The following is a 21,764-nucleotide window of genomic DNA, read 5'->3' as shown; positions in this document are numbered from 1 at the left end:
AATGGATGATGATATAATGGATAATAAACAGATAAAAGGCTATGTTCATTCTTTAGAAAGCTTCGGGTCCGTTGACGGACCCGGAGTAAGATATGTGATTTTTTTAAGCGGCTGTGCTATGAGGTGTCAGTTCTGTCATAATCCGGATACCTGGAAGATGAAGCAGGGAGAGCTTTATACGGCAGATGAGCTTCTTAAGAAAGCTTTACGTTATAAGGGCTACTGGGGCAGCAAAGGCGGTATCACTGTAAGCGGTGGTGAGCCATTGCTTCAGATGGATTTTCTTACAGAATTTTTTAAGAAGGCAAAGGCAGAGGGTGTGCATACGAATCTTGATACCAGTGGAAATCCCTTCACTGATCAGGAACCATGGCATTCCGGATGGCTGGAGCTTATGAAGTATACAGATCTTGTAATGCTTGATATCAAGCAGATTGACGAGCAGGAGCATATTAAGCTTACCGGTCATTCCAATAAGAATATTCTTGCGATGGCGCGGGAACTTTCTGATATGAAAAAACCTGTATGGATCCGTCATGTGCTTGTGCCGGGCGGAAGTGATAAGGATGAATATCTGCACCGGTTAGCTGATTTTATCCATACTCTTTCCAATGTGGAGAGAGTGGAGGTGCTCCCTTATCATACGCTTGGTAAGTTTAAATGGGAGAATCTGGGGCTTTCTTATCCACTGGAGGGGGTTAATCCTCCGACGCAGGAAAGGATTGATAATGCCCGGAAGATTCTTGGAGCTATCTGAGTAAAAAATATATAGCTGTCATATCCTCTTTTTGGGGTATGGCAGCTTTATTTGTTTAAAAAAGGGACGCGAAGCAGGCGTATAGTTGTACCGGATACGGTTTCGGCATCTAAGAGATTCTAAGCCCTCGAAAATCCGCTAAAAGCATGAGACGAAAAGTCCGGAATTACTCGCTGTCGCTCAGACAAGGGACTTTTCGTCTCATAACGCAGATTTCCGAGGACTAAGAATCTCTAAGATGCCTGCAAATGCATCCGGTACAACTATATGCCTGCTTCGCTGGTTTTGGTTAAGATATAATACAAAGTGGAGTGTGAATTATAAGAAGGACTTTGTTTATATAAAAATGAATTGAGACGTGAAATATATCCCCTGGGAGGGCTTGTTGGGGGGAGGGTGGATTTGATATAATTTTGGTCATATATGATTATAAATTGCATGCATGGAGGTTGGCATAAGGTGAAGGATTTATTATCGGAGATTGAGAGTTACTGGACTACCCGGGCTGAGGGGTATTCTGAAGTTAATCATAAGGAATTGAATGGGATGCAGAAGGGAGCATGGCTTGAGGTGTTGAAAGGGCAGTTCCCAGAGAAAGCGAAGGATGAGATTAAGATTTTGGATATCGGAACAGGACCTGGATTTTTTCCTGTTATTCTGGCTGAGGCGGGATATAAGGTGACTGCTGTTGATTATACGCAGGAGATGTTGGATACTGCGAAGAAGAATGCCGGTAATCTTTGTGAGCGGATTTCTTTTTATAAGATGGATGCACAGAATCTGGAATTTGAGGATGATGTGTTTGATGTTGTGATCAGCAGGAATCTGACATGGAATCTGAAGGATCCTAAGAGAGCTTATGAAGAGTGGTGTCGCGTACTGAAACCGGGCGGAAAGCTTCTTAATTTCGATGCGAACTGGTATGGCTATCTTTATGATGAAGAAAAGCGTCAGTCTTATGAAGCGGACAGAAAGAGTGTGGAGAGTGAGAACCTGGATGATCATTATCTTTGTACGGATATTGACAGGATGGAGAAGATTGCACTGCAGATGCCTCTTTCTTCTATTAACAGACCATCCTGGGACAGGAAGTTTCTGAAGGAAAACGGGTTTGAATCTGTGGCAGTGGATACCGGGATCTGGCAGAGGGTGTGGAGTCAGGAAGAGAAGCTGAATTATCATTCTACGCCGATGTTTATGATCAGTGCTGTGAAGAACGGGAAAGATATCTGGTCTGAGAATGTTGGGATGAGTAATCCGAATAGCGGATATGACAGGGAAAGAAAATTGGAAGATGTCATGCTGTGTGCTGCTCCGGGTATGAAAAAGAGCGGATTCCTGAAACTGGGCGGAGGTGAGTTTTCGCTTCCTTATACAGTAATCTGCGGTTCTCATCCCGGAAAGACAGTTCTGATCACTGCTGCGGTCCATGGAGGAGAATATGTGGGAATCCAGGCTGCTGTTGAGCTTGCAGATAAACTGAAGCCTGAGAAGATCCATGGAAGAGTGATCCTGGTTAAGACTGTGTGCAGAAAGGAATTTGAGGAAAGGAGCGGCAGTGTCTGCCCGGAGGATGAAAAGAATCTGAATCGTGTATTTCCCGGGAATCCGCAGGGAACCAGGATGGACCGTCTGGCGTATGAGGTGGTTCAGAAGCTTCACAGTGCAGCAGATTATTATATTGATCTTCACAGCGGGGATGATTATGAGCAGCTTACGCCTTATATTTACTATGCCGGATGTGCAGATGAAGATGTGGTTCAGATGTCAAGGAAGATGGCAGAACAGGCAGATGTTCCCTATATGGTAAAGTCTAATGTGGCATCCGGTGGTTCTTACAATTATGCTGCCGCATGTGGCATTCCCAGTGTTCTGATCGAACGTGGCCAGATGGGAGGCTGGAGTCTGGAGGAGGTTCATTCTACAAGAAAAGATGTGCGTAATATTCTGTGTGCGCTGGGTGTTTACGATGGCATGAGAAGTTACAGTAATTATTATCCCATGGAAATTGAAGATGTGCGTTATCAGTCTGCCAGTGTATCCGGGCTGTGGTATCCTGCCAAAAAACCGGGAGATATCATTAAGGTTGGAGAGTATCTTGGCTGTATTAAGGATTATGAGGGAAATATTCTGGAGACAAGTTTATCCGATTTAAATGGAGTGGTTCTATATCAGGCGGGAAGTCTTCAGGTTATTAAGGATGGTCCGATGATCGCATATGGCAGTTTCAGCAGAAGAAAGGATGAACGCAAGGAAAAGATCACAAATTACTGGGCGAAAAGAAGCGACAGTTTTATGGAACAGAGAAGAGCTGAGCTTCACAGTGATATGGCTGATAAATGGCAAAAAGAGATCGGGGCTTTTCTTCCTGATGGAAAATTAAGGATTCTGGATGTGGGATGCGGTGCAGGCTTTTTTTCCATTCTTTTAGCAAAACTGGGACATGAAGTTACAGGAATCGATCTGACACCGGATATGATCATTCATTCCAGGGAACTGGCAAAAGAAGAGAATGCTTCCTGTACGTTTGAAGTGATGGATGCGGAAAATCCTGATTTTCCTGATGGTACCTTTGATGTGATCGTGTCCAGAAATCTTACCTGGACACTTCCGGATGCAGCAAGAGCATATAAAGAATGGATTCGTGTGCTGAAACCGGGAGGAATCCTGATCAATGCGGATGCGAATTATGGTGCAGATGATTTCTCAGATACTACTGATTTGCCTGCCAATCATGCTCATTTTACAGTAGGCGATGCCATGATGCAGGAATGCGAGGAGATTAAACGCCAGCTTCCTATCAGTTCCTATGTACGCCCTGCCTGGGATCTGGAGACACTGGGAAAACTGGGTATCAACAGATTCTCCATTGATCTGGGTATCAGCAGCAGAATTTATACAAAGAAGGATGAGTTTTATAACCCAACTCCTATGTTCCTGGTCTGTGGTGAAAAAAATAGTTGATATCACGGTCAAAAGGTCAAAAAATTGTAATAATCATAAAAAGCAGAACATATATTAAAGAGAGATTTCATTTAGGGTCTCTCTTTAACTTTATTTTATCAATCTTTTACTGGTGTACTATAGAAAACCTTGTAAATAATACATTTGAGAAGATTTCCGGAAAGAAAATCCGAGAAAGAATATTGGGGTGCGAACAGTAACAGTACATTTGCTAAAATGTTACAGAATTGTAAAAAAAGCTTGACAAAATTGATTCTGTTAAATATAATTTTCTTATAAATTACAGAAATGTTACAGAATTTAATCATGTAATTAAAAAATGTAAGGAATGATAAGTATGAAAGTTCAAAAAGCAAAAAACAGACAGGCAGGCAGTTCTGTCCGTAGTCTGATATTGGTCACTGTATGTACAAGTACAGCTATTGCATTTGCGGCAGGCGGAAGGATAGCAGATTACAATGGAAAAAATGAAGTATATGCAGCTTCCGGGAATGAAACGGAAACTTTTTCTTCCCGGTCTGATGAGGCAGATGTACTGCCTACAGGTATTGCAGGTGTAATATCCGGCATGAATGCCACAGCTTTGCAGAAAAAATCCGTGCAGCGCATTGGAACTTCCTGTGAACAGGTAATGGTCGGCCAGAGAATTAAATTTATTGAAGATAATGTAGCGGAATTTGATGTCAGTTCTTCTATGGAAAAAAGGATCAATGATCTGGATGCAAAAACAATCTCTCTTGCAGAGAATGCCCGGATGATGTCAGATGCGGATTATGATACATTACTTCATATTGTAGAGGCCGAGGCCGGTACAGAAGATGTTAAGGGACGTGTCCTGGTGGCTAATGTGATTATGAACCGTGTGAAAAATAAAGAGTTCCCGGACACAGTTACGGAAGTAGTATGGCAGAATACAGATGGCGTTCCACAGTTTTCACCTACATACGACGGACGTATCAATGAAGTAACAGTTACAGATGAGACAAAAGAAGCTGTAAAACAGGCCCTTGAGGGCGTGGACTATTCAGAAGGAGCACTGTTTTTTATCCAGAAGTCCGAAGCAGAAGCACAAAATGTTTCCTGGTTTGAAAAAGATCTGAAACGATTATTTAAATACGGAGTTCATGAATTTTACACATATCCTGATTCCGGACAGGAATCGTGAAAATACAGAATACTGATGAGGTTATAGCAATCAGGTAAGTCCTCTGTGGAGATTACGAAAAGCATTAGTCATTGCACTGACTGATGCTTTTTTGCGTATATAACGATCCTTACAAAGGCATCATTTCATAAAATTGGTAATCAATTATAAAAAGCGGAAGAAAAAGAAAAATAATTTAGGATAGTATTTTACTAAAGTATATGCTATAATGTGCTCAATTGACGAAATGAAACCGGTAACTGTTCTGCAGTTTATAGGATTGCTATAACATCACTGCAAAGGTACACAACAGTTACGAATAACTTTGGAAAGGCAGGAAATATCATGCAGGTATTATACAAAAGCACAAGAGGAAAAGAAGAAACCGTAACAGCTTCTATGGCTATTTTAAAGGGGCTTTCTGAGGATGGCGGCTTATTTGTGCCGACAGAGATTCCGAAGCTGGATGTTCCAATGGATAAATTGGCAGAGATGAACTATCAGGAAACAGCATATGAGGTAATGAAACGCTTTCTTACTGATTTTACGGAAGAAGAATTAAAGAACTGCATCAACAATGCCTATGATGAAAAATTTGATACGAAAGAGATCGCACCGCTTCACGAGGCGGATGGAGCTTATTTCCTCGAACTGTATCATGGTGCAACTATCGCATTTAAAGATATGGCATTATCAATTCTTCCACATCTTATGACTACAGCAGCCAAGAAGAACCAGGTGAAGAATGAGATTGTTATTCTTACCGCTACTTCCGGAGATACAGGCAAAGCAGCCATGGCCGGATTTGCAGATGTTCCGGGAACTAAGATCATTGTTTTTTATCCAAAACATGGTGTAAGCCCTATTCAGGAGAAACAGATGGTAACTCAAAAGGGCAACAATACATATGTTGTAGGAATCACAGGAAACTTTGACGATGCCCAGACTGCTGTAAAGAAAATGTTCAATGATAAAGAACTTGAAGCGGAACTTGATGCAGCAGGATACCAGTTTTCTTCAGCAAACTCTATTAATATCGGGCGTCTTGTACCACAGATTGTTTATTACGTATATGCATATGCATCACTTGTACGTCAGAGTAAGATCAAAGACGGACAGGAGATCAATGTAGTCGTGCCTACCGGAAACTTTGGTAATATTCTTGCAGCTTATTATGCGAAACAGATGGGACTTCCGATTCATAAACTTATCTGCGCATCTAATGACAACAAAGTTCTGTATGACTTCTTCAGAACAGGAATTTATGACAGAAAACGTGACTTTATCCTTACCACCTCACCATCTATGGATATTCTGATCTCCAGCAATCTGGAACGTCTGATCTACCGTATTGCAGGCAGTGATGCGAAGAAGTGTGCAGAACTGATGCAGTCTCTTACATCAGGCGGTGAATATACGATCACAGAGGATATGAAAGCACAGCTTACAGATTTCTATGGTAATTACTGCACAGAAGAGGAAACAGCGAAAACAATCGCGAAGATATTTAAAGACAGCCACTATGTGATCGATACTCATACTGCAGTTGCAGCGGGTGTTTATGACAAATATGTAAAGGATACCGGGGATTCTACACCAACTGTCATTGCATCCACGGCAAGCCCATATAAATTTACAAGAAGCGTAATGGAAGCGCTTGGGGTAAATGCAGAAGATAAAGACGATTTTGCACTTGCTGATGAACTGAGCAGTCTTTCCGGAGTGAAACTCCCACAGGCTGTTGAAACAATCCGCACAGCACCGGTACTTCATGACAGAGTAGTAGACGCACCGGATATGCCGGAAGCAGTAAAAGATATTCTTGGAATCCGGTAATAAAAAAATGTAATTAATTCTACATTTTATGTTGAAAAAAAGAATATACTAGAGTATAATAAAATCAGTTAAAAACAGTGAATATCCTGAAATGTGCGAGGCCCCTTCTTTTTTTGAACCTACATCGACTTTAACGGGAATCCAAGATCGCAGGCCGGATGTCAGGCCGTCATTACGCAGCGGAAGACAGAAGGTCTGTTGAGGATACCCACCTAGCTGCGGCTAGGCGTCAATGGGAAGGGAACGGCATTTCGGGAACTGTAAAAAATGAGCCATGCAGAGGCTCTTTTTTATTATACTGGTATTTAGCGGAATTGCTATAATATTATTCTTTATATACGGGAGGTTGGAAACGATGGGTGTTTCTGAAAGAAAATTCGGTGTATTACAGACCGGGGAAACAGTAAAGATTTTTCATCTGGAGAATAAATCCGGAGCCTATGTGGAAGTAACTGATTTTGGAGCAATCCTGGTGAAGGTTTGTGTACCGGATAAGGATGGTGTCTTGACAGATGTAGTGCTTGGATATGATGATCTGGCATCTTATGAAGTAAATGGATGCTTTTTTGGTGCTACGATCGGAAGAAGTGGTAATCGTATTGCCAAAGCCAGATTCTCCATTCATGGAAAAGAAGTAATACTTGCACAAAACGAGAATGACAACAATCTTCACAGCGGACCGAATGGGTTTGAAAAGAAACTCTGGAAAGTAGCAGAGATTTCCCAGGATAAGAACAGTGTTGTGTTTAACCGTATCAGTCCGGATGGGGAGAATGGCTATCCCGGAGAATTTGATGTATCTGTGAAATACGAATTTACCGAAGAAAACGAACTGAAAATCCATTATCAGGGAATCTGCGATGAGCCGACAGTTGCAAATATGACAAATCATTCTTATTTCAATCTGGATGGTGAGGGCAGCGGAACAGCTATGGATCAGTATCTTACACTCCATGCAAAATATTATACTCCTGTAGCTGACAGTCATTCCATTCCGACCGGTATTTACGAAGAAGTTGCCGGAACTCCGATGGATTTCAGAACTGCAAAGAAGATCGGACAGGATATTGAAGCAGACTTTGATCAGTTGAAATTCACAGGTGGATACGATCATAACTATGTAACAGATAATTATGCAAAAGGAAATAGAAGACTCATTGCCACTGCATATAGCGAAAAGAGCAAAATTGCCATGGATGTTACTTCTGACTGCCCATGTGTACAGTTCTATGCAGCTAATTTTGTTGAAAATGAAAATGGTAAAAACGGTCATGTTTATAATAAAAGAGAGGCTTTCTGCCTGGAAACTCAGGTTGAACCAAATGCAGTTAATGTTGAAGACTTCCATTCGCCGATACTGAATGTTGGAGAACAGTATGATTCTGTAACATCTTATCGTTTTTATGTCAGAAATTCCAGGGGATAACTGAGTGTGCCGGCAAATACTGCTGAGTAGCTATAGATACGTTGCATATTATACTGGTTTCTTTCATATAGAATTATATGAAGGAAACCAGTTTTTGCGTTACAGGATTTTATAGCAGTCCCGGTAAATAATTCATATTTGTCACAGAAGCAGTTTCATGGTATGATAACAGAAAGCAGTTTTCAACCTGCTGCATATTGTTTTGTAGTCTCCACAGGAGGCAAATAACAGAATGGAGAAATTTATGGAGCGGAAAAAGAGAAATGGATCGGTCATAGGTCTTCTGATGGGATTTATGAAACGCGTATCCGGAGATCATGTCGGGGCATATGCCACGCAGGCAGCATATTTCCTGATCATGTCTTTTATCCCATGTATCCTGTTTCTGACCACACTGGTGAGGTATACACCTCTGACTTATAATGTAGTCAGAGATGCGATCATTGCATTTATCCCGGAAAATCTGCAGAGCTTTGTACTCGGAATTGTAGTCGACGTATATAAAAGAAGTACTGCGATCGTCCCCCTTTCAGCGCTTGTGGCCTTATGGTCTGCCGGAAAGGGAATGCAGTCGATCATTAACGGATTAAACACTATCTATCATGTAAAAGAAACCCGTAATTGGCTGCTGACCAGGATTTATGCAGTATTTTATACGTTATCGCTGGTGATCGCGGTCATCATATCTTTGCTTATGCTTGTACTTGGAAACGAAATACAGAAAGCTGTATCAAAATATATACCCTTTCTCGGAAGAATCCTTGGTAGAATCCTGGGAGCAAGAGCGCTGCTGGTATTTGGTGTGTTGTTTCTGGTCTTTCTCATGCTGTACAAAGTTCTGCCAAACAGAAAAGCAACATTTAAAAGCCAGATTCCGGGAGCATTGATCATAGCGGTTGCCTGGTCGATCTTCTCATATGGATTTTCTTTTTATTTTGAAATCTTTCCGGGATTCAGTAATATGTATGGGAATCTTGCAACGATCATCATGGTTATGCTCTGGTTGTATATTTGTATGAATCTTTTGCTGTATGGTGCAGAAATCAATGCATATTTCGAAAAGGAATTCCGGCTTGCGCACAGATCTGTCAGGGATTTGATGATTTATGAAAAGGAACGCCGGAAGAATAAAAATAAAAATGATACTTGACAGATTTTTAAGTCTGTGGCATGATTATTAATGTTGATAATTTTGAAAGGCTTAGAAGGTGTTTACAGGGATTTATTTTCCGCCAGAGAGAGGAAGTCATCGGCTGGAAGCTGCCTCAGGTTCAGATATTTCCTGAATTTCCCACCGGAGCCGCATTTCTGAATGACAGTGATCACTGAGTAGGAGATGACGTTACTGCGCGTTAAGCAGACCGAGAGCCTGTAGAAGATACAGGAAGCAGGGTGGTACCGCGGATATTTTACTCCGTCCCTTTATTGGGACGGAGTTTTTGTTTTTTACCGCTCCTGCTATTATGACATAAAGGAGAAAGAGAACATGGATATGAAAGAAAGACTTCAGGAACTGGCTGAAGCAGCCAGAAAGCGGATTGATGAATCCGAAGGCCTGGACAAACTGAATGAAGTACGTGTGGCATACCTTGGTAAGAAAGGCGAGCTGACTGCAATCTTAAAAAGCATGAAAGATGTTGCCCCGGAAGAACGCCCGAAAGTTGGACAGCTTGTAAATGAAACAAGAAGTAAGATCGAAGCACTTCTTGATGAATCTAAACAGAAACTGGAAGAAGCAGTCCGTGAAGAGAAGATGAAACAGGAAGTGATCGACGTTACTTTGCCTGCAAAGAAAGCTAAGATCGGTCACCGCCATCCGAATACCATTGCTCTGGAAGAAGTAGAGCGTATCTTTGTCGGCATGGGCTATGAAGTAGTAGAGGGACCGGAAGTAGAATATGCAGATTATAACTTTACCAAGCTGAATATTCCGGAGAATCATCCGGCACGTGATGAACAGGATACTTTCTTTATCAATGATTCCATTCTTCTTCGTTCCCAGACATCACCGGTTCAGGCACGTACCATGGAGAAAGGCAAACTGCCGATCCGTATGATCGCACCCGGCCGCGTGTTCCGTTCTGATGAAGTAGATGCAACGCATTCTCCTTCCTTCCATCAGATTGAAGGACTTGTAATTGACAAGAATATTACTTTTGCAGACCTTAAGGGAACTCTCCAGGAATTTGCACAGGAATTGTTCGGACCTGAGACAAAAACAAAATTCAGACCGCACCATTTTCCATTCACAGAACCAAGTGCAGAGGTAGATGTATCCTGTTTTAAATGCGGCGGTAAGGGCTGTCGTTTCTGTAAAGGCTCTGGCTGGATTGAAATCCTTGGCTGTGGTATGGTTCATCCGAATGTATTAAGCATGTGCGGGATCGATCCGGAAGAGTACACAGGATTTGCATTTGGTGTAGGTCTTGAGCGTATCGCACTTCTGAAATATGAGATTGATGACATGAGACTGCTCTATGAGAATGATATCCGTTTCCTGAAACAGTTCTGATAAATGATAATTTGAAAAGGCAGAACTGTACAGAACAGAAGCCAGGGACAAAATACCTGCTGACTCTGGCATCACAATATAGAAAGAGGATTAGCAAAATGAATACTTCATTATCTTGGATTAAAATGTATGTGCCGGATCTTGATGTGACAGCACAGGAATATACAGACGCCATGACACTGACAGGAACAAAGGTGGAAGGCTTTGAGAAACTGGATGCAGATCTTGATAAGATCGTTATCGGTCAGATTGAGAAAATCGAGAAACATCCCGATGCAGATAAACTGATCATCTGTCAGGTAAATATCGGAGCAGAAACCGTACAGATTGTTACAGGCGCTCCAAATGTAAAAGAGGGAGATAAGGTTCCTGTTGTTCTTGACGGCGGACGTGTAGCCGGCGGACATGATGGAAAGAAAACTCCAGGTGGAATTGAGATAAAAAAAGGAAAACTCCGCGGAATTGATTCCTATGGTATGATGTGTTCCATCGAAGAACTGGGAAGCACAAAAGAAATGTATCCGGAAGCACCGGAATACGGAATCTATATTTTCCCTGAAGATGCTGTTGTAGGTGAGAGTGCTGTCAAAGCACTGGGTCTGGATGATGTTGTTTTTGAATATGAAATCACATCCAACCGTGTAGACTGCTATGGTGTACTGGGGATTGCAAGAGAAGCAGCAGCTACTTTTGATAAGAAGTTCTGCCCTCCTGTAGTTGAATGCAAGGGAAATGATGAGAAAGCATCTGATTATGTAAAGGTTACAGTAGAAGATCCGAAGCTCTGCCCGCGTTACTGTGCAAGAGTCGTAAAGAATGTTAAAATCGGACCATCCCCGAAATGGATGCAGAGATGTCTGGCTTCCAATGGAATCCGCCCGATCAATAATCTGGTAGATATCACAAACTATGTAATGGAAGAATTTGGTCAGCCAATGCACGCATATGATCTGGATACGATTGCAGGAAAAGAAATCGTCGTACGTCGTGCAGAGAATGATGAGAAATTTGTAACGCTGGATGGACAGGAACGTACCATGGATGATCAGGTACTGATGATCCGCGACGGTGAGAAAGCGGTTGGTATTGCAGGTATCATGGGTGGAGAGAATTCTATGATCACAGACGATGTAAAAACTGTTCTTTTCGAGGCTGCATGCTTTGACGGAACCAATATCCGCCTTTCTTCCAAGAGAATCGGTCTGAGAACAGACGCTTCCGGTAAATTTGAAAAAGGTCTTGATCCGAACAATGCGCAGGCAGCTATCGACAGAGCATGCCAGTTGATGGAAGAACTTGGAGCAGGTGAAGTTGTAGGTGGAATGGTAGATATCTGCAATGAAGTAAGAGAGTCATCCAGAGTTCCTTTCAAACCGGAGAAGATCAATGCTCTTCTTGGAACTGACCTGACACCGGAAGAAATGCTTGCTCTTCTTGCAAAAGTAGAACTGACCTATGACGAAAAAACAAATGAGATCGTAGCTCCTACTTTCCGTCAGGATATCCATTATGTAGCTGATGTTGCAGAAGAAGTTGCAAGATTTTTCGGATATGATAAGATTCCTACTACTCTGCCTACAGGTGAAGCTACAACAGGTAAGCTTCCGTTTAAACTTCGTATTGAAGCAGTGGCACGTGATATTGCAGAATATTGTGGTTTCTCTGAAGGAATGACTTATTCTTTTGAAAGCCCGAAGGTATTTGACAAATTAAGACTTCCGGCTGACAGCAAACTTCGTCAGGGAATCGTGATCAGCAATCCTCTGGGAGAAGATTACAGTGTCATGAGAACAACTACTTTAAACGGTATGCTCAGTTCTCTGGCTACAAACTACAACAGAAGAAATAAAGATGTCCGTCTCTATGAACTTGGCAATGTATACCGTCCAAAGTCACTTCCCCTTACAGAACTTCCGGATGAGCGCATGCACTTTACACTTGGAATGTACGGAAATGGTGATTTCTTTGATATGAAGGGCGTATGCGAGGAATTCTTCGAGAAAGTGGGAATGAGAAATAAAGTAGATTACAATCCAAACAGTGGTAAAACTTATCTTCATCCGGGAAGACAGGCAAACATGATCTACGACGGAAAAGTAGTAGGATACCTTGGGGAGGTTCATCCTCTGGTTGCAGACACTTATGGAATCGGCGACAAGGCATATGTGGCAGTGATCGATATCCTTACAGTTCTTGAGTTTGCAGGTTTCAATCATAAATACACAGGAATTGCCAAATATCCGGCAGTAACCCGTGATTTAAGTATGGTTGTTCCGAAGACAGTTCTTGCCGGACAGATTGAACATATTCTGACCCAGAGGGGCGGAAAGATTCTGGAAAGCTATCAGTTATTTGACATTTATGAAGGAGATCAGATCAAAGACGGATATAAATCCATGGCGTATTCTCTGGTGTTCCGTCATCATGACAAGACTCTGGAAGAGAGTGAGATCACAGCTGCAATGAAGAAAATTCTGAATGGTCTGACCAGCCTTGGAATCGAGTTGAGAAGTTAATGCTACTTTATGTATTAAGACACGGAATAACCCAGTGGAATAAACTGAAAAAAGTGCAGGGGGCAATGGATATTCCCCTTGCACCGGAGGGAATTGAACTGGCTAAAAGAACAGGAGAAGCATTAAGAAATGTTTCCTTTGATATTTGTTTTACAAGCCCTCTGACGAGAGCGAAACAGACAGCTTATTATGTGTTGGGCAACAGGCAGATTCCTGTTATTGAAGATAAGAGAATCCAGGAAATTGATTTCGGAGTTCTTGAGGGCAGTCAGTTTAAAGATGCACAGGGGAAGATCATCAGCCATGAAATGGAAATCTTTTTTGAAGAGCCTCAGAAATTTGAACGTCCTAAAAACGGCGAAAATATTTCTGACATCCTGAAACGCACCAGAGAGTTCTGGATGGAAAAAACAACCGATCCTGCTCTGGCAGATAAAACGGTTCTGATTTCTTCGCATGGATGCGCAGTACGTGCATTGCTTCAGAATGTTTATCAGGATCCGGTACATTTTTGGCATGGATGTGTACCTCCCAACTGCAGCATCAATCTGGTTGAAGTAAAAGACGGAAACGCCAGATTTCTGGAAGAAGACAGAGTTTATTCTGAGATATAGCAATTTTATAAAAAATCCGATGGAAAATTATGTTTTGAGGACCGATTTTCTGTCGGATTTTTTTGGGTTTTATTTTTCATTGTATTTTCACTTGTGGCAGATATAGCGTTGTGATATGATATACAAAAAGAAAATTGTCTGTACAGGAGGTGTATTATGGGCAAAAAAATTATGAATACAGTTCTTTTTCTGGCAGTGCTTGGCGGATGTATTGCCATGACACTGCTGACCGGAAACGGTTCATCCGGCACAATGATTTATAACTTTGCATTTCTTGCTGTTATGGCGGTAATCTATCTGGTGGGATTGTTTGGAGGTATGTTCCGGATTGATGGTATCGGTGAGGCTCTGACAAGAGGAACGCAGGAGCTTACCAGCATTTTTAAAATACCCGGGAAAGCCAAAAGTGAAGATCTTTCCTGTCTGAAAGGAATGTTTGAGCATAAATATCTGGACGACAGAATGGACAGCTTTGTAGATGCCATGGAGAAAAATCAGGAAGGAATCGGGGATGTTGAAGATTACATAAATGAGGATGAGATTGATCTTCATGTACATAAGAAGGTTCTGGAGATGGCACCGGATATTTTTACCAGCCTTGGTATTCTTGGCACCTTTATTGGTCTGGTATGGGGACTTAAGAGCTTTGAGCCATCCAGCTACGAGACAATGACCACCTCTGTCTCTGCCCTGGTAGACGGTATCAAAGTAGCATTTCTTACTTCTATCTACGGAATTGCATTTGCACTGATTTACAGTTCCGGGATGAAGAGTGTCTATTCCGGAATGGATGCAAAACTTCAGGAGTTTCTGGAAAGATTTCATCTTTATGTACTTCCGACAGCCGAAAGTGAATCAAGAAACCTGATGCTTGCAAGCCAGAAAGTTCAGACGAAGGCAATGAAACAGATGGCAGAACAGCTTACTTCCCAGATGGCAGAGAGTTTTGAAAAGGCAATCAATCCTACATTCCAGAAGATGACAGAATCTCTGGATATCCTGACAGAATCTGTAACAAAATGTCAGGAGGATGTGGTGCAGGATATTCTGCGCACTTTTCTGCGTGAAATGAACGGATCCTTCAAAATGCAGTTCAAAGATTTTAACGAGGCACTTGCACAACTGAAGGACGCACAGAAAGAGAATATCGACTATACAACAAGGCTTTATCAGACGATGAGCAATCAGTTGAATACCTCTTATGCAAAACAGAGTGAGACTATGAAAGATCTTGTAAATGAACTTGGACAGGTTCAGGGGCGTTATATGTCTACGGCAACAAGGATCACACAGGATAATCAGGAAATCCAGAAGCTTCAGCAGCAGGATTATCAGCGTATTGCGGATTATCTGCATGAATCAGAGAAATCTTCCGCTAAATTCTGGGTTGCCTGCAATCAGACAATGCAGAAATATGTGGAAGCTGCCGCGCAGGGAATGGAAAAGGTTTCGGCTGCAAATCAGGCAGGAAAAGATGTGCTTGAGGCTAACCGTAAACTGGTAGAACAGTTGGATGTAAAGATGAAAGACTTTGTATCTTATCAGAAGATGACTTACGAGACAATGGAAGAGGTACGCAAACTCTTTGCAGATATTTCTGTTCAGAAAGAAGACAACAATATTTATCTCTCGGGCGGAAAATCAGCTCAGAGTGCGGCACAGAAAGAATCTGTGGAGGAAGTACGCAAACTTCTGGAGGAACAGAGCGAGCGTCAGGAAGCACTTCTGGAGGAGATGAACAAAAATATGAAGAATATTTCCAAAAACCAGAAAGGTAAATTCAGCTTATTCAAATAAGAAAAGGAGAGAAATATGCGCAAAAGAAAGAAATCAGAAGAGGGCGGATTTAATGTCTGGCGGTCTTATTCTGATATGATGGCCGGTGTGCTGCTCCTTTTTATACTGATTATGTGTGTGACTCTTTTTCAGGCTCAGAAAAGTTATAATGAGAGTATTAAGGAGAGAGATGACAAGATAGCTCTTCAGGAGCAGTATACAGCGGAAATTCTGGCACAGCAGAGTGAGCTGGACGAGAAAAACAGCAAGCTGAGTTCCCAGGATGAACAGCTTGACAAGCAGAAAAAGCTTCTTGCAGAACTGGCAGCACAGTTAAAGGAACAACAGGCCAGCCTTGATGAAAAAACATCTCTTCTTGCCACACAGCAAAAGAAAATTGATAATATCATCGGTGTCAAGGCAGATGTTATCGAAGCATTGCAGAAAGAGTTTTCCAAAAATAATGTAAGTGTTGATATCGATGCTCAGACAGGTGCCCTTACCCTCAATGCAAATGTATTATTTGACTATGATAAGTCAGAACTGACAGATGAGGGCAAACAGGAACTTGCAGACATCCTTCCGATTTACTGTAAGGTGCTTCTTCAGAAGGATTATAAGAAGTATCTGGCTGAGATCATCATTGACGGTTATACAGACACAGACGGAGATTACGATTACAATCTGGAGCTTTCTCAGAAACGTTCTCTTGCAGTTGCACAGTATCTGACAGAAATCCGTGAGAACTTCCTGAGTTCTGATGAGATTTCAGAACTTCAGAATTATCTGACCGTAAATGGACACGGTTCAGCTAATCCGGTTCTGGATTCCGATGGGAATGTAAATAAGGATGCATCCAGACGAGTAGAAGTGAAGTTTCGTCTGAAAGATGATGAAATGATAAATGAGCTTAATCAGATTATGAATACAGATAAGACTTCTGATTCTGAAAAATCCGGCAGCAATTAAACTGCCGGATTTTTCAATTCCGAAGTGTGTTTGAAAAATGTTTTGCTGCAGATATTTTTTTATAATTCACGAAAGATAACGAGTAATTTTACCAATAACAGTTCACATTTCCGAGAGAAAATGTGGTATGATAAAACAGTACGCAGTTTCCTTCAATGGTAATGATGCACAGTACCCTACATAAGAAAAGAGAAAGAGGAATTTATCATGTCTTTGAAAATCGGAAGAAACGATCCATGCTGGTGTGGAAGCGGAAAAAAATATAAGAAATGCCATGAAGCATTTGATGAAAAAATGGAAATAATGAAACAGAAAGGATATGCAGTGATCGATCACAATCTGATCAAAACCCCTGAACAGATTGAAAAAATTAAAGAAAGCTGTAAAATCAATATTGCAGTCCTTGATTATGTGGAAGAGCATATTAAACCAGGTGTATCTACGGAAGAGATTGACAGATGGGTACATGAAGAGACTGTACGGCATGGAGGAATCCCGGCACCATTAAATTACGAAGGATTTCCCAAAAGTGTGTGCACCTCTGTGGATGAAGTAGTATGCCATGGAATCCCGAATGAAGAACAGATCCTGAAAGAGGGAGATATTATCAATGTAGATGTATCTACAATCTATAACGGCTATTACTCAGATTCATCCAGAATGTTCTGTATCGGCAAAGTAAGCCCTGAGAAGGAGAAGCTTGTCAAAGTCACAAAGGAATGTGTTGAAATCGGTATTTCCCAGGTAAAACCCTGGACTCCGATTGGAAATATGGGAAGTGCAGTACATAAGCATGCTGTAGAGAACGGATACTCCGTAGTCAGAGAAATAGGCGGACATGGTGTGGGAATTGAATTCCATGAAGATCCATGGGTAAGTTTTGTTTCCGAAGAAAATACAGGTGTTCTCATGGTTCCCGGCATGATGTTTACCATAGAACCAATGGTAAATATGGGAAGCGATGAAATCTATACGGATGAGATCGACGAGTGGACAGTGCGCACAGAAGATGGGCTTCCTTCAGCTCAGTGGGAAGTGACGGTTCTGGTTACGGAAACAGGCTGTGAAGTGATTTGCTGGTAAAAAAATTTACAAAAAGTATTGCAATACACCAGGCAATATAGTATAATCACAACTGTTGTGAAAAAAGATGGTCCTCTGTTACGGAATATGTATTAAGAACATCCATATAAGAATAGGAGAAAATGAAATGAACGAAATTATCAAAAACATCGAAGCAGCTCAGTTAAAAGCTGAAGTACCGGCATTCAACACAGGTGATACTGTAAGAGTACACGCACTGATCAAAGAGGGAAACCGTGAACGTGTTCAGGTTTTTGAAGGAACAGTTCTCAAGAAACAGGGCGGAAGCAACAGAGCTACATTTACTGTAAGAAAGAGCTCTAACGGAGTAGGCGTTGAAAAAACATGGCCACTTCATTCCCCACATGTAGTTAAAGTAGAAGTTATTCGTCGTGGTAAAGTACGTCGTGCAAAACTGAACTACTTAAGAGATCGTGTAGGTAAAGCAGCTAAAGTTAAAGAACTTGTTAAATAATTTCATGAATTAGCAGAAGAAGGGACAATAACTTGTGTATTGTCCCTCTTTTTCCATCTGTCAGGAGATTTGGATGAATATCAGAAAATGGAAAGAGAACCCGGCACTACAGGAAACAAAAGATATACTGGAAACAAAACTTGAAGATAAAAAAGTCCGGGGAATCCTTAACTGGATATTTCAGATAGCGGTAGTACTTATTTTCGGTATATTAGCAGGAATCGCATTGTTTCAGTCAGTGACTGTACAGGAGAGTGCCATGGAACCAACATTGCAGGTCGGAGAACGTTTCTTTGTGAATCGGGCTGTTTATAAAATATCCTCCCCGGAAAGAGGAGATGTTATCGTATATAAAACCAGCGGAAGTGATGATGCAGCTCTGCACATCGGACGTGTGATCGGTCTGCCCGGTGAAACTGTGCAGATATCCAACGGTGCAATACTGATCAACGGAGAAGTATACAATGAAAATAAGAATTTTCCCGAGATCAGCAATGCCGGACTGGCATCCGACGGAGTGTCTCTGGAAAGTGGTCAGTATTTTGTACTTGGTGATAACAGAAATAACAGCGAGGACAGCCGGTATGGTGATATCGGAAATATCAGTAAGAAATATATTGTGGGAAAGGTATGGTTTGTCATTTCCCCCAAAGATAAATTTGGATTTTTGAAAGGTTAGGTGTATATGAACGTACAGTGGTACCCTGGTCATATGACCAAGGCAAAGAGACAGATGCAGGAGGACATTAAGCTGATCGATCTGATCATTGAACTTGTGGATGCCCGCGTACCTCTTTCAAGCAGAAACCCGGATATCGATGAACTGGGAAAAAATAAATCCAGACTGATTCTTCTTAATAAATCAGATCTGGCTGACGAACGCCAGAACGAAGCCTGGAAAACTTATTTTCAGGCAAAGGGATTTTATGTTGTAAAAGTAGATTCCAGAAATGGTTCCGGAATGAAAGCAATCAATAATGTGATTCAGGAAGCATGCAAGGAAAAGATAGAAAGAGACAGACGCCGTGGTATCAAAAATCGTCCGATCCGTGCCATGGTTGTGGGAATTCCAAATGTGGGAAAATCCACATTTATCAATACCTTTGCAGGACGGGCCTGTGCAAAGACCGGAAACAAGCCGGGAGTTACAAAAGGAAAACAGTGGATCCGTCTGAATAAAGGGGTAGAACTTTTGGATACTCCTGGTATTTTGTGGCCGAAATTTGAAGATCAGCAGGTGGGAATCCGTCTGGCATGTGTAGGTTCTATCAAGGACGATATTCTGAATATGGAGGAACTGGCACTCTGGCTGATCGATTATCTGCGCGAAAATTATAAAGGAATTCTGGCAGAGAGATATCAGATTACAGAAGAGGGAACTTCTGTAGAAGTTCTGGAAGAGATTGCCAGAGCCAGAGGGTGTCTGAAAAAGCAGGAGGAGCTGGACTATGCCAAAGCTTCGCTGATACTGTTTGATGATTTCCGTTCCGGAAAAATGGGGCGGATCACATTGGAGTGGGCACCATTATGAAAACAATAGCCGAGGTTAAAGCCGAGTTTGCTGCAGCAGATATGAGCAGTTACCCGGCTTTATATGAAATTTATAAAGAAGATACCAGAAGTGGTGTGCAAAAGCTGATCGCACAGTGTCACAAAAAGGAAGCAGCTCTGGAAGCGGAAAAGCAGCGTATTGAAAATATGAAGGTATATGAGCATAAATATGAACATCTTGGTTATTTATGCGGAATTGATGAAGTGGGAAGAGGTCCCCTTGCAGGTCCGGTTGTGGCATGTGCGGTAATCCTGCCGCAGGACAGTCGGATCCTTTATCTGAATGATTCCAAGAAACTCAGTGCTTCCAGAAGAGAAGAACTGTATGATGTAATCATGAAGGAAGCAGTTTCAGTAGGAATTGGTATGCGCAGCCCGGAGCGTATTGATGAGATCAATATCCTTCAGGCTACTTATGAGGCAATGCGGGAGGCGGTAAGTAAACTGGAAGTAATCCCTCAGCTTCTTCTCAATGATGCAGTTACGATTCCTCAGATCACCATTCCGCAGGTTCCCATTATTAAAGGAGATGCAAAAAGTGTTTCCATTGCAGCGGCAAGTATTGTTGCAAAAGTGACAAGGGACAGAATGATGGATGAGTATGATAAAGTATTTCCTGAATATGGTTTTGTGTCAAATAAGGGATATGGTTCCGCCGATCATATTGCGGCACTGAAAAAATACGGCGAAACTCCGATCCACAGAAAGACTTTTATCACACATTTTATATAAACAGTAACAAAAAGATTACTATTCCTCAGTATACTGGGCGATACGCAGTAACAACAAAAGATGCCTACATATAAAAAGAAATGGATAGAAGAATTTGCATAAAAATACCCGGGCTACCGGAAGCTGTTACGAAAGAAAAGCTGCTGATTATCTGAAGCAGCAGGGATTATTTATTCTGAGATATAATTACAGATGCAGATTTGGAGAAATCGACCTGATTGCCAGAGATGGAGAATATCTTGTTTTTGTTGAGGTAAAATACAGAAAAGACAATAGTTCCGGCTATTCACTGGCTGCGGTAAACCCTGCCAAACAGAAAACCATATGTAAGGTGGCAAAGTATTTTCTTACAGTGGAATATCATAATGTGGATATTCCATGCCGTTTCGATGTGGCAGGAATTGACGGGGATAAAATACACTGGGTTAAGAATGCGTTTGAATATATTACAATCCTCTAATAATTGCAGAAGCTGCTTCGATGAATAATCTTCCATACAACAGGAGGGGATTAATGAACTATGAATATAAAATGGCACAATGAACAGATTCCAAAGATGAATGTAAAAAACAATAAAGATGTTACATTTCTCACATATCCCGCATATGAAGAGATGAACTGGCTTGTTCATGGATTCAGCACCCGCCTTGGCGGAGTGAGCAGAGGAATCTACACTTCTATGAACCTGAGTTTTACAAGAGGTGATGAAGAATCCTGTGTAAAAGAAAATTACAGAAGGATTTCTGATGCTATGGGATTTGATATGAACAACATCGTTACATCCGATCAGACTCATACCAACAATGTGAGGAAAGTAACAGAGAAGGACCGCGGAAAGGGAATTGTGGTTCCACGTGATTATACAGACACAGATGGAATGATAACAAATGTTCCGGGGCTGGTTCTTGCAACCTTTTATGCAGATTGTGTACCGCTGTATTTTGCGGATCCGGTGAATCACGCGATCGGACTGTCTCATTCGGGATGGAGAGGTACGGTTCAGAAAATAGGTGCAGTTACCATAGAAAAGATGTCTGAAGAGTACGGAAGTGATCCAAAAGATCTGAAAGTGGCAATCGGACCGTCCATCTGTCAGGATTGTTATGAAGTCAGCGAAGATGTGATTGAAGAATTTGAAAAGGTTTTTGATGAGAAATACCGGAACAGGCTGTTTTACAGAAAAGAAAACGGGAAGTATCAGTTGAATCTGTGGATGGCAAACAAGATTATTTTTCTGGAAGCAGGAATCCCGGAAGAGAATATTTCCATGCCAAATCTCTGTACCTGCTGTAACCCGGAGTTTCTCTTTTCACACAGAGCTTCCCATGGAAAAAGAGGAAATCTCGGAGCCTTTCTTGGCATACGTTCATAAAGTCTGAATTGTCAGAAAGCACAACAGTTATAAGTGA

18 protein-coding genes, 1 other RNA gene and 1 other annotated feature are annotated in these 21,764 nt (G+C 41.7%); all 19 genes read left to right on the top strand.

Going from position 1 to position 21,764, the window contains the following annotated elements:
* Positions 1 to 16: 16 nt before the first annotated feature.
* The 19 genes from pflA to pgeF all read left to right on the top strand — a co-directional run bounded on the left by pflA (position 17) and on the right by pgeF (position 21,727).
* Positions 17 to 757: a pyruvate formate-lyase-activating protein gene (gene pflA / locus G4417_RS03880; protein WP_008703250.1), complete on the top strand. Its 741-nt coding sequence runs from the start codon at positions 17 to 19 to the stop codon at positions 755 to 757.
* Between the two features lie 459 nt (positions 758 to 1,216).
* The gene (locus tag G4417_RS03875; protein WP_173682691.1) at positions 1,217 to 3,721 is read left to right on the top strand and encodes a methyltransferase domain-containing protein; all 2,505 of its coding nucleotides are present in this window, start codon (positions 1,217 to 1,219) and stop codon (positions 3,719 to 3,721) included.
* Positions 3,722 to 4,058: 337 nt separating this feature from the next.
* Positions 4,059 to 4,886, top strand: a complete 828-nt coding sequence (locus G4417_RS03870) for a cell wall hydrolase (protein WP_243268919.1) — start codon at positions 4,059 to 4,061, stop codon at positions 4,884 to 4,886.
* Positions 4,887 to 5,210: 324 nt separating this feature from the next.
* Positions 5,211 to 6,701 carry a threonine synthase gene (thrC, locus tag G4417_RS03865; protein ID WP_173682689.1) on the top strand — a complete coding sequence of 497 codons (1,491 nt, stop codon included), beginning with the start codon at positions 5,211 to 5,213 and terminating at the stop codon, positions 6,699 to 6,701.
* Positions 6,702 to 6,781: 80 nt separating this feature from the next.
* Positions 6,782 to 6,963: non-coding RNA, 6S RNA (gene ssrS, locus G4417_RS03860), on the top strand.
* A 93-nt stretch (positions 6,964 to 7,056) separates the two neighbouring features.
* A complete protein-coding gene (locus G4417_RS03855) occupies positions 7,057 to 8,127 on the top strand; it encodes an aldose epimerase family protein (protein WP_173682688.1) in 1,071 nt (356 codons plus the stop codon).
* A gap of 232 nt (positions 8,128 to 8,359) precedes the next feature.
* Entirely contained in the window at positions 8,360 to 9,277 is a 918-nt protein-coding gene (locus G4417_RS03850; RefSeq protein ID WP_243268918.1) for a YihY/virulence factor BrkB family protein, read from the top strand.
* 43 nt (positions 9,278 to 9,320) lie between these two features.
* Positions 9,321 to 9,552 (top strand) — a binding site (T-box leader).
* A 67-nt stretch (positions 9,553 to 9,619) separates the two neighbouring features.
* On the top strand, positions 9,620 to 10,639 hold the full coding sequence (gene pheS, locus G4417_RS03845) for a phenylalanine--tRNA ligase subunit alpha (protein WP_173682710.1): 1,020 nt from the start codon (positions 9,620 to 9,622) through the stop codon (positions 10,637 to 10,639).
* A 98-nt stretch (positions 10,640 to 10,737) separates the two neighbouring features.
* Positions 10,738 to 13,155, top strand: coding sequence for a phenylalanine--tRNA ligase subunit beta (pheT, locus tag G4417_RS03840; protein ID WP_173682687.1), 2,418 nt, complete (start codon positions 10,738 to 10,740; stop codon positions 13,153 to 13,155).
* Entirely contained in the window at positions 13,155 to 13,769 is a 615-nt protein-coding gene (locus tag G4417_RS03835) for a histidine phosphatase family protein (protein ID WP_173682686.1), read from the top strand. Before pheT ends, G4417_RS03835 begins: the two co-directional genes overlap by 1 nt.
* A 156-nt stretch (positions 13,770 to 13,925) precedes the next feature.
* On the top strand, positions 13,926 to 15,566 hold the full coding sequence (locus tag G4417_RS03830) for a MotA/TolQ/ExbB proton channel family protein (RefSeq protein ID WP_173682685.1): 1,641 nt from the start codon (positions 13,926 to 13,928) through the stop codon (positions 15,564 to 15,566).
* 15 nt (positions 15,567 to 15,581) lie between these two features.
* Positions 15,582 to 16,514: an OmpA family protein gene (locus tag G4417_RS03825; RefSeq protein WP_173682684.1), complete on the top strand. Its 933-nt coding sequence runs from the start codon at positions 15,582 to 15,584 to the stop codon at positions 16,512 to 16,514.
* Positions 16,515 to 16,721: 207 nt separating this feature from the next.
* Positions 16,722 to 17,597, top strand: a complete 876-nt coding sequence (locus G4417_RS03820; RefSeq protein ID WP_173682683.1) for a methionyl aminopeptidase — start codon at positions 16,722 to 16,724, stop codon at positions 17,595 to 17,597.
* Between the two features lie 127 nt (positions 17,598 to 17,724).
* Positions 17,725 to 18,072, top strand: a complete 348-nt coding sequence (gene rplS, locus G4417_RS03815) for a 50S ribosomal protein L19 (RefSeq protein ID WP_008703911.1) — start codon at positions 17,725 to 17,727, stop codon at positions 18,070 to 18,072.
* Between the two features lie 73 nt (positions 18,073 to 18,145).
* Positions 18,146 to 18,751 (top strand): signal peptidase I, encoded by a 606-nt coding sequence (gene lepB, locus G4417_RS03810; protein ID WP_173682682.1) that lies wholly within the window; start codon positions 18,146 to 18,148, stop codon positions 18,749 to 18,751.
* Positions 18,752 to 18,757: 6 nt separating this feature from the next.
* On the top strand, positions 18,758 to 19,603 hold the full coding sequence (gene ylqF / locus G4417_RS03805) for a ribosome biogenesis GTPase YlqF (protein ID WP_173682681.1): 846 nt from the start codon (positions 18,758 to 18,760) through the stop codon (positions 19,601 to 19,603).
* Positions 19,600 to 20,355 carry a ribonuclease HII gene (locus tag G4417_RS03800; RefSeq protein WP_173682680.1) on the top strand — a complete coding sequence of 252 codons (756 nt, stop codon included), beginning with the start codon at positions 19,600 to 19,602 and terminating at the stop codon, positions 20,353 to 20,355. The genes ylqF and G4417_RS03800 overlap by 4 nt, the downstream gene beginning before the upstream one ends.
* A gap of 94 nt (positions 20,356 to 20,449) precedes the next feature.
* Positions 20,450 to 20,815 (top strand): YraN family protein, encoded by a 366-nt coding sequence (locus G4417_RS03795; RefSeq protein WP_173682679.1) that lies wholly within the window; start codon positions 20,450 to 20,452, stop codon positions 20,813 to 20,815.
* 60 nt (positions 20,816 to 20,875) lie between these two features.
* Positions 20,876 to 21,727 carry a peptidoglycan editing factor PgeF gene (pgeF, locus tag G4417_RS03790; protein ID WP_173682678.1) on the top strand — a complete coding sequence of 284 codons (852 nt, stop codon included), beginning with the start codon at positions 20,876 to 20,878 and terminating at the stop codon, positions 21,725 to 21,727.
* Positions 21,728 to 21,764: the final 37 nt, after the last annotated feature.

Source organism: Blautia wexlerae, assembly GCF_013300825.1.
In the GTDB taxonomy this organism is placed as follows: Bacteria; Bacillota; Clostridia; order Lachnospirales; family Lachnospiraceae; genus Blautia_A; species Blautia_A wexlerae_B.
The sequence above is the reverse complement of the archived record's forward strand: the minus strand, read 5'-3'. Positions and strand labels throughout refer to the sequence as shown.